Annotated in this window: 12 protein-coding genes; 3 read left to right on the top strand and 9 right to left on the bottom strand. The window is 28.3% G+C overall.

The annotated features are described in order from the left end of the window. Nucleotides 1-878: 878 nt before the first annotated feature. The 9 genes from CLPUN_RS19710 to CLPUN_RS19750 all read right to left on the bottom strand — a co-directional run bounded on the left by CLPUN_RS19710 (nt 879) and on the right by CLPUN_RS19750 (nt 10625). Nucleotides 879-1046 (bottom strand): zinc-ribbon domain-containing protein, encoded by a 168-nt coding sequence (locus tag CLPUN_RS19710; protein ID WP_022744580.1) that lies wholly within the window; start codon nt 1044-1046, stop codon nt 879-881. Between the two features lie 217 nt (nt 1047-1263). Further along, nucleotides 1264-1947 (bottom strand): amino acid ABC transporter ATP-binding protein, encoded by a 684-nt coding sequence (locus tag CLPUN_RS19715; protein WP_077848946.1) that lies wholly within the window; start codon nt 1945-1947, stop codon nt 1264-1266. Nucleotides 1948-1962: 15 nt separating this feature from the next. After that, nucleotides 1963-2586 carry an amino acid ABC transporter permease gene (locus CLPUN_RS19720; RefSeq protein ID WP_423237314.1) on the bottom strand — a complete coding sequence of 208 codons (624 nt, stop codon included), beginning with the start codon at nt 2584-2586 and terminating at the stop codon, nt 1963-1965. A 54-nt stretch (nt 2587-2640) separates the two neighbouring features. Further along, nucleotides 2641-3477, bottom strand: coding sequence for an amino acid ABC transporter substrate-binding protein (locus CLPUN_RS19725; protein ID WP_077848948.1), 837 nt, complete (start codon nt 3475-3477; stop codon nt 2641-2643). 362 nt (nt 3478-3839) lie between these two features. After that, nucleotides 3840-4355 carry a DUF7553 family protein gene (locus CLPUN_RS19730; protein WP_077848949.1) on the bottom strand — a complete coding sequence of 172 codons (516 nt, stop codon included), beginning with the start codon at nt 4353-4355 and terminating at the stop codon, nt 3840-3842. A 116-nt stretch (nt 4356-4471) separates the two neighbouring features. Then, on the bottom strand, nt 4472-5284 hold the full coding sequence (locus CLPUN_RS19735; protein ID WP_423237313.1) for an EcsC family protein: 813 nt from the start codon (nt 5282-5284) through the stop codon (nt 4472-4474). A 130-nt stretch (nt 5285-5414) separates the two neighbouring features. Then, nucleotides 5415-7088, bottom strand: coding sequence for a glycosyltransferase 87 family protein (locus tag CLPUN_RS19740; protein WP_077848950.1), 1674 nt, complete (start codon nt 7086-7088; stop codon nt 5415-5417). A 112-nt stretch (nt 7089-7200) separates the two neighbouring features. Beyond that, nucleotides 7201-9618, bottom strand: a complete 2418-nt coding sequence (locus CLPUN_RS19745) for a glycosyltransferase family 39 protein (RefSeq protein WP_077848951.1) — start codon at nt 9616-9618, stop codon at nt 7201-7203. 20 nt (nt 9619-9638) lie between these two features. Continuing rightward, nucleotides 9639-10625: a glycosyltransferase family 2 protein gene (locus CLPUN_RS19750; RefSeq protein WP_077848952.1), complete on the bottom strand. Its 987-nt coding sequence runs from the start codon at nt 10623-10625 to the stop codon at nt 9639-9641. 334 nt (nt 10626-10959) lie between these two features. Between CLPUN_RS19750 and CLPUN_RS19755 the strand changes: the two genes are divergently transcribed. From CLPUN_RS19755 to CLPUN_RS19765, 3 genes are all read left to right on the top strand, one after another. Next, nucleotides 10960-12858: an NAD(+) synthase gene (locus tag CLPUN_RS19755; protein WP_077848953.1), complete on the top strand. Its 1899-nt coding sequence runs from the start codon at nt 10960-10962 to the stop codon at nt 12856-12858. Between the two features lie 121 nt (nt 12859-12979). Further along, on the top strand, nt 12980-14008 hold the full coding sequence (locus CLPUN_RS19760) for a branched-chain amino acid aminotransferase (RefSeq protein WP_077848954.1): 1029 nt from the start codon (nt 12980-12982) through the stop codon (nt 14006-14008). A 558-nt stretch (nt 14009-14566) separates the two neighbouring features. Further along, nucleotides 14567-14998 (top strand): hypothetical protein, encoded by a 432-nt coding sequence (locus tag CLPUN_RS19765; RefSeq protein WP_077848955.1) that lies wholly within the window; start codon nt 14567-14569, stop codon nt 14996-14998. Nucleotide 14999 lies beyond the last annotated feature (1 nt).

Genomic DNA, 14999 nt, shown 5'->3' on the forward strand with positions numbered 1-14999 from the left:
TGGAAAATATAATCACATCTTTGACTTGTTATTTTCTTTCAGGTGCCTAATCACTGCTTCTTTGCAATGGCGAATGTTTTTTAATAACATTCTATTAACTTTCGTATCGATATTTTAAGATTATCATTTAACACGTACGATGTCAACTTATATTGTGTTATTTTTTCTTTAAATTTGCTTTTTGCCGAATTATAATAAGTTTTTCCTTTTTTATAGTTCGTATTTTTAAATTGTAAAAAATTAAGATATCTAGTATAAGCAAATTTGAACTTATATAGATATCTTAGTTTTTATTTATTAAAGAAATAATATATCTAATCCTAATATATTACTTAAAGCTTCTAGTACTTCTTTCTTCGTTACTGCTTTATGAAAAACAATTCTAGAAAAGAGGATTATTATAGCAAAATTTACATAATAGTTGGATAATCTAACTTATAATTTTTTTAGTTCTATTTCTCCCTTATATAAAACATAATCTATTGTAAATAAAAAAGACCAGCTAAGCAAAGTCAAGTGAAATATTAAAAAATATTTTTATATATGTTCTAAAAAATTTTGTTCATTAAGATTTAATTTCTATATTAGAGTGATTGGATAAGACAACCAACTAAATTATGAACTTTCTTAATTAGAACTTATATATTAAAAATTTGCATAGCAAACAAATCGTACTGGTAAGCATTTATTTGAACTAAATAAAACTGCGTAAATGCAATTTAAAAAAAGCCTTTTAACAAGGCTTAGTTAAGTGCGTCTATTTTTAGAAATTTTACAGCTAACGAAATATTACATTCAGAAAATATTTCATATAAGCTAAAAAAGGAGCTATCGTCAACGGATTTTAATCCGCTAATGCGACAGCTCCTTGTAGTTTACTATCTGTCAAAGTTTCTGTTGTTTCTTTGTTGTTTTCTAGCTCTTCTACAATCTGGACATCTAACTGGATCGTTATCAAATCCTTTTTCTTTGTAGAATTCTTGTTCTCCAACTGTGAAAATAAATTCCTTTCCACAATCTTTGCATACTAAAGTTCTATCTTCCATTATATAATCCTCCCTTTTTTCCCAAAGATATAATCTGATACTTGACTCTATCTCTGAGACAGAGGTGAAAGTGTACAGTATTGATTAAATCTTGAATTATGTTACTTTTTTAGAATATCATATTTTCATTTACAATTCAACACAATTTATTACAATTAAGTAACATAGCTTGCAATTTTCCAAATATTAAATATAGTCAAAAATCTCTTAATTAAAATTAATTCTCAAAAATTAACCCATCTTGAAGTTTCCCTTTGTTCATAGAAACTATTCTATCTGATACACCTTTAGCAAAATCCATATCATGCGTTATAATCATCATACTCATGCCTTTTGAACTTAAGCTCTTTATTAAATTTGCAACTTCTCCAGTAAGCCCTGGATCTAAAGCCGAAGTTGGTTCATCAAAGCACATAATTTTAGGTTCTAACACTAATGCTCTTCCAATAGCAACTCTTTGCTTTTGTCCACCTGATAATTCAAAAGGGTAATTATCTTTTTTTTCTAATAAATTTAAGAAACCAAGAGTCTCTTCCGCTTTTTTTATTGATTTCTCTTTACTCCATCCTAATACTCTTTGAGGTGATTCAATTAAATTTTCTAAAACGGACATATGTGGGAACAAGTTAAAATTTTGAAATACTAATCCTATGTCTTTTCTTATTTCCTTAAGTTCTTTCTTATCTGCATACTTTCCATCTTTGCACAGAGTTTTTCCGTTTATTTCTATATTGCCTTCATCACAATGTTCTAATGCATTTACACATCTTAGTAATGTAGTTTTTCCGCCGCCTGAGTGCCCTACGACAACTAGTATTTCACCTTCTGCTATTTCAAGATTAACACCTTTTAAAACTTCTGTATTTCCAAATTTCTTTTTTATATTAGTAATTTTAAGCATATAAGTTCCTCCATATTACTTATAATAGTCATATTTTTCTTCAATTTTCTTTAACACTTTACTGAAGATTGCTATTACAATTAAATACACAACTCCAACTATTAGAAGTGGCACTAAAGAAACTTGCCTATTAGTAGCCATTTGCCCTATTTTTAACAGTTCATCTATTCCTACTACATAAACTAAGGAAGTATCCTTTACTAGTGTTGTTACTTCATTTGCAACCGGTGGGATAACTGTTTTTAATGCTTGTGGAAGTATAATTCTAAAAAATATGTCTTTTGAACTTAAGCCTAAAACTTGAGCTCCTTCAACTTGTCCATTATCTATAGACATTATTCCAGCTCTAAATATTTCTCCAAAATAAGCTCCATAATTTAAAGTAAATGCCAAAATTGCAGCTGGAAATCTATCAAAGGTTACTCCAACTATAGGAAGCCCAAAAAATATTACTATGATTTGTAATAATAAAGGTGTCCCTCTCATTATAAAAACATATACTCCGCTTATTTCTCTCAATATTAGAGATTTAGATGTTCTCATTACAGCAACTATTATTCCAAGCGGAATTGATAATATTAATGTTAGTGTAAATATTTCTAATGTGACTTTAAGCCCCTCTAATACTTGAGGCATCATTTGTATATAACCCAAGACCATATCCTCCTCTTTGTTGCTCATAATTAAATTCTATTATTTAAGGACTATATCCTCTTGGAACCATTTCTTAGATATTTCTGCTGCTGCCTTATCAGCTACCACTTCATCCAAAGCTTTATTAAAAGCTTCAACGAATTTAGTATCACCTTTTCTAATTCCAACACCATATTGTTCACTACCAAAATCTTCTGATAAAATTTTATACTTTTCTTGTCCTCTAGCCTTCATATAGTATCTAGCTAAAATTTCATCTACTACAATTGCATCTAATCTTTTTGCTTCTAAATCCATCAATGCAGCATTGTTATCTTTAAATGTAACAAGCTTACCACCATCAAAGCTCTTTAAGAGCTTTGCATCTGCTTCTACAGCTTCTACTGCTGTAGATTGATCTTGAGCTCCAACTTTTTTCCCTGCTAAATCAGCTTTAGCATTTATCTTAGAATCTGCAAGTGTTACTATAACTTGTTTATTATTTAAATATGGCTTTGAAAATTCAACCTTTTCTTTTCTTTCATCACTAATTGAATATCCATTCCAAATCAAATCTATATTCCCATTCTTAAGTTCTGTTTCTTTCATTGTCCAGTCAATTGACTGAAATTTTACTTTTTTATTGAGTTTTTTAGCTACTAATTCTGCAAGTTCTATATCAAATCCAACAACTTTTCCACTTTCATCTTTAAATCCCATTGGAACAAAAGTGTCATCAAAACCTACTACTAATTCCTCTTTATCTAATGTGCTCGCTGATACTTTAGATTCTTCTTTTTTGCTTTCACTATTTCCAGAACAAGCAACTAAACCTGTCCCTAATATAGCTATAATGGTTAATATAGTTAATTTTTTTATTAAAACATTTATCTTCATAAAATTTCTCCTCCTAGATTAGTTTCCTTATTCATCACTTTATCATACTAAAGTAAAATATTCAAGTGTTTTTTATTTTTAATTATTTACGCTTAAAATTCAATTTTTTACTTTTTTTATAAGCCCCTTTAATCACTTATAACATAATGTATGTTGTAAAAATAATATTCACTAATAATATACAACCGCAACTAATAAGTTTCACTAAATAATTAAAATTGCAACATATATACTTTTTTTAAATTTACTCTTTTTATTACAAGTCTGAGTAGTTAAAAAATGCTAGTCCAACTGTTAGTCATATTAAATTAATAAAACATTCTAATTTAATATATGGTAACATTGGGCTAGCGTTCTAAATTTTATCTAGTTGAAGATACCCTATCCAAGGCTCTTTGTAAATTATCCATATGAGTTGTAAATTCATCAACTGTATCTGTAACTTGTACCTTATCAATTGGATTTTCGTAAGTGTCAACTCTATCTTTAGCATCCTTGACGTTATCTTTTATCTCATCTAATTTATCTGATATATCATCTAATTTTTCCTTAACATCTTCACTTTTACCTTGAAAATCAGCATTATTTAAAGCATCTGTTAATTCATTAGCCTTTTCATTTAATTCTCTCATAGTTCTTTGTGTGTCGCTATCAACCTCATCAATTTTATCTGAAAGCTCTTTTGGTGTAGTTCTTAATTTATCCATTACTTCTGTCATTTTTTCTGAATCAAATACTTCATTTACTTTATCTCCTGATGGTTTTTCATCAGTATTTTCTTTTGTCTCAATTCTATAATCATCTTTTAAATTACATCCGATCAAAGAAAAAGCGAGAATTATGCATAGCATTAAACTCAATATTTTTTTCTTTTTCATTTTTTCACCCCGATTTATATTTTTATACTGCTTAGTATATATTAATATTTTTTTATGATTATTTCAACTATTAACTCATAAAATATATAATCGGTGAATAATATGAAAATGATGCTTTATAATTTGTATAGCATTCTTTTTTTATACTTTATTGTTGCAACTTCACTTATATCTCTTATTATAATATAATTTGATATACCACCATATATGCCTATTATAGGCATTCCTTGAATAACTTTAGTTAACATCATGCTTTCTGATAAATTCTTTGATGTTTCCTTTATCAAATAATTTACGTCTACTTCATTCTTAAAACCATTATCAATATTATATCCAATTCTATCAATTTCATTAGAATATATAATCTTTTTTTGTGTTTTATTTACACTTGCACAAATTATATTCAAAACAAAAGCTTTTTCTTCTTCTGAATCATATTTAAATCCATAGTTTAAGCAAATTTCATATACGGTCTTTAAAATTATCCCTATAAAAACTGGAATATCAGGAAGTCCTATTCCCAAAACTCCTAAAGCTGTTCCTTCTGTTGTTGTAATTCCCTTATTTATCCAAATACCCTTTTTAGCGATTTTATCAATTCTGTTTAAATTTTTATTATTTATTTGTTTAGATAAAATGTATTCATTTATATCAGCTTCATTTCTTAGTTTTTCTAAATTATAACTCTTTTCTATTATTTTAGTTCCCTTTTCAAATACATAGTAAAACCCCTTTTCAAAAGCTTTTTCAAATGCTTCTATCATTTTATCAGGAACCTTTTCTTCTAACTTTTCTCTTATTGGTGTAAGCTTATTCTTTATATATTCATTTTCTTTTTTATAAAAAAACTTTTCTTCTCTCTTTAATAACTTTTCTTTTTGATTTTTTATAATCTTTTTTTCTCTAATAGCTTTATAATCTATGTTCATTAATATCCTGCCTCCATTCCTTAGAATTTAAATATGACTATACTACTTAATCTTTTAATCATTGTATCTCACTATATATATTAATTCCAAAGAATGAATATTTCAAACATTACTTTCTAAACACTTTGAACTAAGATTTACCTCTAATAAAACTTTCAAACAAAACTTTTACCAAAGAAACAACTAAAAATATATTAAAAAATGAGGTTATCATTAGCGAAGTTTTAAAATTTGATGAGTTTAGATTAAAGAGAACAGAATAAATATTAATATAACTTGTAATACTAAATCCTATAGCTAATATGAAAAATCTTCTATCCTTTAAATATATAAATGCTAAAATAGATAATGCTACAGCAGGAAATAAATATCTCTCATGCATTCCAACTGAAAAAGTAAATACTCCTGCAATTTGAAGTAATGCTATAGCTGAGACAAAATTTCTATTATTATTTTTGATATAAACAGCCCATGATATTAATGTTGTAACTACAATGAAAATCATTCCCCAAGTATGATAATTAAATACAACTAAAATATCTGTATTCTTTGTATAATTCGCCCCTATTAAACCAAAAAAGTTAAATGCATTAACAGAAGCATATGGATATTCTGATATAGTATTTGAATACAGTTTAAAAATCCATAATGGACTTTGTCCATTTAAAGAAAATGGAAGTATAATAATCACTGCCGTAAAAAGTGCTGAAACCGCTGCTTTTATAAAAATTTTCAGATCTCTTTTCCTTACCAACTCAAAGAAAAGTATAGGAAGAAATATAATTCCCTGTGGTTTCATAAGTATTGATGCTGCAAACACGGCAGATGAAATAACAATTTTCTTTTCAGATAATAGAAATGCTGCGATAACAATCATTAATGTAAATATTGAATCTACTTGTCCCCAAAAAGTAGAATCTATAAAAATAGCTGGATTGAAAATATAAAAAGCAGATAATAAAATGCCTATCTCTGAACTAAAATATTTTTTTCCCAGTTTATATATGAAATAAGCTGTAACCACATCAGCTATTATTGATGGTATTTTAAGCATTAATACAAAATATGTTTTAAAATATGATATACTTGCAATCTTGCCAATTAAAGCTAAAACATATATATATAATGGTGGATAATCTGCCGATCTAGCATTTGAATAAAATTGTAAGGGTCCATTTGCTGCTGTTTCAGCCCAATTCTTAAATAAATTAACATCATTATGCCCATCCATAAGTGTTGATACTGCTATTCTTAAAAGAAGTCCTATTGCTAATAATGTAAAAATCACTATTTTTTCATCTGAAATATTAATCTTTATATTTTTGCGTCTAAATACATAATATATCCCAATACATAAAATTAAAAATATTACTGAATATATAGTGAGCGCAGAAGCATATTTATTATTTGAGTTTTCTCTTTTCATATTTCTATTTTGTCCTAATGGTTTGTTTTTATTTGAATGAGGCTGTCTATTTACATTTGTTTCATCCATACTTCCATTTTTATTCGATTGGATATTTTCATTTGGTTTATTAGTTCCATTAAAAGCTGCACTGCTTTCATTACCACCTGTTTGTTCTTTATTTGAAGATGGCATATTTTCAGGTTTATTCTGACCACTTTGCATATTGTTTAGATCATTATTAAACTTATTCCCTTCTATCGTAAATTTATTGTTTTGTATGGTAGTATTATTACCCTTATAATTTGTTACTGCATAAATACATAAAAATATTGATATCAACAATATAAAAATTAAACTTATTCTCAATTTATATTTTTTCAAATAAACTTTTCCCATATCTTAATCTCCTTTATCCAAGTTCAACATATTAATATACTGTAATTTTAAGAAAATAGGTAAAATATTATATTGAATAAATCAAATATAATATTTTACCTATTTAATATAATTATTTTAAAGTACTAGCTACATCTTTTAAATCATATAACTGTTCAGAATTATTTCCATCTCTAAATCCACCAGAATTTTGATTTTGACTATTATTTTTGTTTTGATTTTGTGTATTTCTTGCATCTTCTTCACCATTATTGGGATTAGAAATATTTTTATCATTGTTTATTGATTGATTATTTTCTTCATTATTAGATGTAGTATTTTTATATTCACTTTCTGGAACTGCAGTACCATTTTCAGCAATCCAATTCATAATTTCATTATTTCCTTCTGGACCTCTGCCACCTGATAACACATACCTAACTTCTCCATTTTTAACTAGTTCCTTAAATTTATCTAGAGTAATTATCTTGTCAGAACCTGAAAATCCTCCTAGAGCCATAACAGCTTCACCTGTTTGTATTATTATATTATCAGCACTTTGTGAAGAAAAAACTACAAGTAAATATTTTTCATTTGTTTTATTACTCTTTAAGAAATTAATTAACTTTGAACTCTCTAAATTATTTTCTCTTCCAAAAGACATTCCAACAGGAGTTTTTGTTTCATTTGAAAGAAGTTCTAATCCAGCACAAGGTATAGTACTATTTACACTACGAGTTATTGCTGCACTTGCACCAATAAATGGTGTTACTAAAATCCCTACTGTAGCAATTCCAACCAATACTTTCTTGAAATTCATATTTTTATTGTTGTTTATGTCACTATTATTTTTTTCTTTAATTAAAGTTAACAAATTTAATATTGCTAATATAGCTGAAGCTACAAAACACAGTATTAATGATAATAAAATTATATTTCTAATTACAGTTGGTAGATTGCTTGTGAAATATGATAGCATCATCATATGAGTTAACCCTGTTACAACGAAAGCTATTGGTAAAAGCCATCCTTTCCATCTGCCTTCCTTATATAATTCCCACATTGTTGTAATCCCAATTCCAGCTAAAGCTGCAGCTGGAGGTGCCATCATTGTTAAGTAGTATGGATGGAATAATCCTGTTGTAAAACTAAAGTATATAAATTCAGGAACTAACCAAGTAATCCATAATACTAGTGATATTTTTCTCTTATTATCTAATTTAAACCTTAATTTTTCTTTTATTGCAACTGCTATAACTCCTAACAATGCAAGTGGTAAAAACCAAACTATTTGATCTGATAAACTACTTTTAGCAAATAATCTTGTAATACCTGCTTTTACTTCAGCTCCAAAAGAACCTTGAACACCACCTTTACCTCCTGATCCACCACTTGCTGGTTGCATATTTCGATCTCCTTGGCTATTTCCATTGGGTAATTGCATATTTCCGCCATCTTGGTTGTTTCCATCTGGTGGAGTTCCCGGCATACCTTGATTATTTTCTGCTTGCATATTTCCTTGCATTCCTTGACTGTGTCCATTTCCCTGACTATTGCCACTCGGTATCATTTCTGGTGCTTCCTGTCCATTGGCATTTGATGCTCCATCTGGCATTCCATCTTGATTATTTTCGCTTTGACTGTCATTAGGTACTTGCTGATTATTATTTAGCTTTTCTTCTCCATTCCTTTTAGAATTCTGAGATTGCATATTTCCATCTTCTCTGTTTGGACCTCCTCCAAAACCTCCATTTGAGTCATTACTAAGACCAAGCCTCTTTAACCCATTATGACCAATTATAAGTTCTATTTCACTATTATTTGTACTGCTGCCCACATAAGGTCTATTTTTGGCTGGTACTAAATCTACTATTACAGCCCATGACAAAGATACTGAAAAAAGAACAATTGTACCAATAACAAGCTGGCCTATTTTCTTCTTAAATGATATATTGTGTGCCAAAAGATATGTTATATATAAAGCAGGTCCAATCATATATGCTTCTAACATTTTTATATTAAACCCAATACCTACAAATAATAAACTTATATAAAGGTACTTAGCTTTTCCTTTTTCAGCTGCTTTAGTAAGAGTTACACAAGCAAAAAGTAATGTTGCAACAAGTAAATTATCTATAGTATTATTTCTGCTTGCAGCTACAAAAACTGGAGTTACTGAAAGACATAATGCTGATATAAAACCAGCTACAGTTCCAAAGGATTTTTTAACAAGATAGTATAGAAGATAAACAGAAATCACTCCTGCTATTGCTTGTGGCAGAAGAATACTCCATCCACTAAAACCAAATATTTTAGCAAATATAGCCTGTATCCAAAACCCCATTGGTGGTTTATCAACAGTTACAAATCCTGCAGAATCAAATGATACAAAAAAGAAATTTTTAAGATTCATTGTCATGCTTTTTACACCTGCAGCATAATATCCATTTCCATATCCATTTATACCTATATTTGAAAAATTTAGCATTGATGATAATATTAAAATCAGCGATAATCCTAAGGTCTCTTTTGTAAATTTAAGTTTTTTCATTTTTGCCTCCCAATAGAAAGTTATTTTATCAATTTAATATGGCTAACCAATTCATCTTTTTTATCAGCCATATTATAATTCGTTGTGCTCGCAATTATATATATAGGTCTTCCTTTAATTTCATCACAAATTCTTCCTATATATTCACCCATTATGCCGATACAACCTAAAGTTATACCAAACATAATCAAATTAATTGATATAATGGTTTCTAAATTTATTAATTGAGCTTTATTAAGAATATATTTTACAATATCAAAACTTATTAAAATCATCCCTATAAAAAATGATATACCTCCAAGATATTCAGCAATAACAAGCGGTTTATATGAAAAAGAGGTTATTCCATCAAAAGCTAGCCTTATCATCTTTTTCAAAGAATATTTAGTTTCTCCAGCAAGCCTCTCCTGTCTTTCGAATTCTACATAAGTTTGTTTATAACCAACCCAACTTACAAGGCCCCTTACATATCTATTTCTTTCAGGGAGTGCAATCATCGCATCACATACCTTTCGATCTATAAGTCTAAAATCTCCAGTATCTACAGGAATATCAATAATGGTTATACTTTTTAATATTCTATAAAACATCTTTGCTGTAAATTTTTTAAAGAAAGTCTCTCCTTCTCTCTTTATCCTTTTTCCGTAAACAACTTCATAGCCTTCCTTCCATTTTTCAATCATCTTTAAAATTATTTCTGGAGGATCTTGAAGATCAGCATCTATTACAACCACTGCCCCACCAAGTGCTAAATCCATTCCTGCTGTTATAGCCGCTTGATGACCAAAATTTCTTGAAAAGTTAATAAGCTTTATATTTTTATCCTTTTTACATATTAATTCAACTTTATCTCTTGTTTTATCTTTACTTCCATCATTTACAAATATAATTTCATAATTTTCTTTAGTATAGTCCATAACTTTTTTTAACCTTCTATAGCTTTCATCTATAACAAGTTCTTCATTATATAAAGGTACTACTATAGAATAATTTACTTTATCAAACATTCACTTCACCTCAACTTTTATATATTTTTTTAATTCCAAATTATTTTAGTCCACTCATTTGAATATATATTTTTATTTTAACTATGAATTATCACAGTTTTATCACAATATAATCACAATTTATTTACATTTAAATTGAAATTATTTTCTCACTTTGATTTAAATTGCATTTAGTTTATAATTAATAAGATATATTTTAAATTTAAAGCAAAGATTCAATTATTGTTTAATTGTACTTTGATAAGTGAAACATATATTAAACAAGAATAAAGATATATATTAAAAAAATATTTATCTTAATTTTTTAATCAAAAGCATATTAGGGAGTGATTACATGGATTTTATTAAAGTTGCAGCAGCTTGTCCTAAAACTAAAGTTGCTGATATAAACTATAATGTTGAAAATATTTTAGTATGTATAAATGATGCTGCTAAAAAAGGAAATAAGTTTATAGTTTTTCCTGAACTTTGCGTTACATCTTATACTTGTGGCGATTTATTTTTACATGAATATTTAATTAATAAATCTTTAGATGGAATTAGTGAAATACTAAATTCTACCAAAGATAACGATATTTTAATTGCAGTTGGTGCTCCACTTCTTTCTGGCAGTGTTTTATATAATTGTGCTTATCTCTTATTTAAAGGAAGTATACTTGGAATAGTTCCAAAATCATATCTTCCAAATTATAGTGAATTTTATGAAAAGAGATGGTTTAGTGAAGGACTTTCTATAGAAAATGAAAAAATAGATTTACCATTCCAAAAGGATGTACCATTTGGCACCAACTTAATTTTTTCATCTAACCTTGGAAATTTTGGAATTGAACTTTGTGAAGACTTATGGGTAACAATTCCACCAAGTTCTTATTTAGCTCTTATGGGTGCTCATTTAATTGGAAATCTTTCTGCTTCAAATGAGCTTGTAAGTAAAATGGATTATAGAAAAAGTCTTATTTCAAATCAAAGTGCTAGAACAATGTGCAGTTATATATATTCATCTGCTGGTGTTCATGAATCTACAACAGATGTCTTATTTAGTGGTCATCTTTTAATAAGCGAAAATGGTTCACTATTAAAAGAGAATGACAGATTTCAAAGAGATAACGAAGTGATTTCTTCTATTGTTGATGTATTCAAACTTAAAGCTGAAAGAATGAAAAATCTTAGTTTTAGAGATTCAGCTAAATTTATAAATAAGAAACCTGTTATAATAAATTTCGAATTTACTAATACTTCTATTGAATGTTTTGACAGATTTGTGGATAAACATCCCTTTGTTCCTTCATTTGAAAAGGAAAGAGAAATAAGATGTAAAGAAATATTTAATATACAATCCGCCAGCTTAGCTAAGAGATTGGAACATACTAACTCTCAAAAAGCTGTAATTGGAATTTCTGGCGGTTTGGATTCAACTCTTGCGTTACTTGTGATAGTTAAAACCTTCGAATTACTTGGTTTAGATAAAAAGAATATTATTACTATAACTATGCCTGGCTTCGGTACAACAGATAGAACGTATAACAATGCAATTGACTTATGCAGAGAACTCGGCACAGACCTTAGAGAGATAAATATAGTTAAAGCCTCTCTTCAACATTTTGAAGATATTGGGCACGATAAAAATATTCATGATGTTACTTATGAAAATGTTCAAGCAAGGGAAAGAACTCAAATATTAATGGATATTGCAAATAAAGAAGGAGGGCTTTTAATAGGAACTGGTGACTTATCAGAGCTTGCCCTTGGCTGGTGTACATATAATGGTGATCATATGTCTATGTATTCTGTAAATCCTTCTATTCCAAAAACTCTTGTTAGATATTTAGTAAAATATGTAGCTCAAAATGAATCTACAGAAATTGTATGCAATACTCTTATGGACATATTAGATACCCCTGTTAGTCCTGAGTTATTACCTAAAGATGAAAATGGTGAAATAACTCAAAAAACAGAAGATATAGTAGGTCCTTATGAGCTTCACGATTTCTTCTTATATAATTTTATAAAGCATGGCTCTACAAAGGAAAGAATATTTTTCTTAGCTAAAACTGCTTTCAAAGATGATTATTCTTCAGAAGAAATAGAAAAATGGCTAGATAAATTTATGTTTAGATTCTTTACTCAGCAATTTAAAAGAAGTGCTCTTCCTGATGGTCCTAAGGTTGGAAGTATTTCCTTAAGCCCTAGAGGTGACTGGCGTATGCCATCAGATGCTCAGCCTTGGAAATAAAAAATAAAGCTGAATTGTGGAATTTTCTTTCAAGTAGTGCTACAATAAGTGTTATTAAATAAACAATGGCAATAGGCATAATAAACAAGCCAAAGCCTATATAGATATGGAGGAATAGAAAATGGGGAAAAAAGCTGATATCGACTGGAGTAAATTAGGATTTGATTATATAAAAACGGATCTTCGTTATATTTCAGTTTGGAAAGATGGAAAATGGGATGAAGGAAAGCTTACTAAAGATAATATGATTTCTATAAGTGAAGCTTCTACTGTTATTCATTATGGTCAAAGTTGTTTTGAAGGGCTAAAAGCATATACAACAAAAGAAGGTAAAATTCAATTATTTAGACCTGATTTAAATGCTATACGTATGAATGAAAGTTGTGACAAACTTCTTATGCCACATGTTCCTGTAGAAAAATTTATTGATGCAGTTAAACAAGTTGTAAAAGCAAATGAAAAGTATGTTCCACCATATGGAAGTGGTGCAACTTTATATATTAGACCATATTTAATGGGTGTTGGACACAATATTGGTGTTAAACCAGCTCCAGAATATATTTTTGGTGTATTCTGTATACCAGTTGGTCCTTATTTCAAGGATGGAGTATCTCCTTGTAATTACATAGTTTTAGATGAATATGATAGAGCAGCTCCTCATGGTACTGGTGGTAACAAAGTTGGTGGAAATTATGCAGCTTCTCTTGAAGCCCATGCTGTAGCTGTCAAAAAAGGATTTGCTGATTGTATCTACTTAGATCCAGCAACTCATACCAAAATTGAAGAAATAGGCGCTGCAAACTTCTTTGGAATAACTAAGAATGATGAGTTTATTACACCTGCATCTCCATCTATTTTACCAAGTATAACTAAGCGTTCTCTTCTTTATATCGCAGAACATTATTTAAAAATGCCTGTTTATGAAAGAGAAGTACCTATTGATGAAATGGATCAATTTAAGGAAGCTGGTGCTTGTGGCACAGCTGCAGTAATTACTCCTATTGGAGGAATTCAATACAAAGATAAATTACATGTGTTCCATAGTGAAACTGAAGTAGGTCCTATAACTCAAAGATTATATGATTTACTTTTAGGAATTCAACTTGGTGATGTTGAAGCTCCTGAAGGCTGGATATATGAAATAGAATAATAATAAATAATTAAAGGCAGTAAATTTATTTACTGCCTTTAATTGTTTATCCCCCTTTATATTACCTGCAAAATTCCATTTGTTTTATTAATGGTATTATTTTAAACACTGTATAAAAATCAAAATACCTTATCTAAATTTTCTTTTGCTTCAAATTCTGCACCGCTATGTTTTGCGTGTTCTAATTATCTTAACTTGTTTTTATTTTAAGAGATAAATATAGACTGCATAAGTCATTGATTTGTAAACACAGGTTTATTTAAAATTTTCTATTTATTAAGAGAATTGATAAATAAATACTATTTAAAAATCAAACAGCACACTGGTAATTATAGTGATTTTCTTATTTTCAATGTTTATTGGTGTTTTTTGGGATATTACCTACCAAAAAGCAGCAGAGATTGATCCGATTGAATTGCTTAGATATGAATAAAAGTAATTTATGGAAAATTAACATTATATTTTATGAATTTTTATAATAATTATACGAATATATAAATAACATATTAAATACAATAAATCATAAGCAGTTGCTTTTATAATAAAGGAGGAGTATGTATGTCTGATAATAGAATAATCTCTAGAAGTAAATATGTTGTAAATGGAGTAACTCGTATTACTGTTGAAAATAGTATAACTAAAAGACCTTATGCCAAAACGGATGTTTCTTCTGATAAAAGGCATAATAATTCTAATTCCTTTAATGACAATTTACATTCAAAAGCTAAAAAGAAAGATGATAATGATAATTCTCTCAGTTTTTCAAATGAATTAGACAATATGTTAAGATTAAAAAGTGAAGAAAATTCTAGATTAGTCCAAGCAAGATTTAATCACAACATTTTAATTGAACCTAAGCCTATTAATAATCCTATAGAAACAGAATTACACAATAAGCTAGGTCAAGCTATGGGAGAAGGTAAAATAGATACAGCTACTTTAACAAAAAAAATTGAACTACTTAATGCTTTAAGAAATGAATCTAAATAAT

The organism is Clostridium puniceum (genome assembly GCF_002006345.1).
Classification (GTDB): Bacteria; Bacillota; Clostridia; order Clostridiales; family Clostridiaceae; genus Clostridium; species Clostridium puniceum.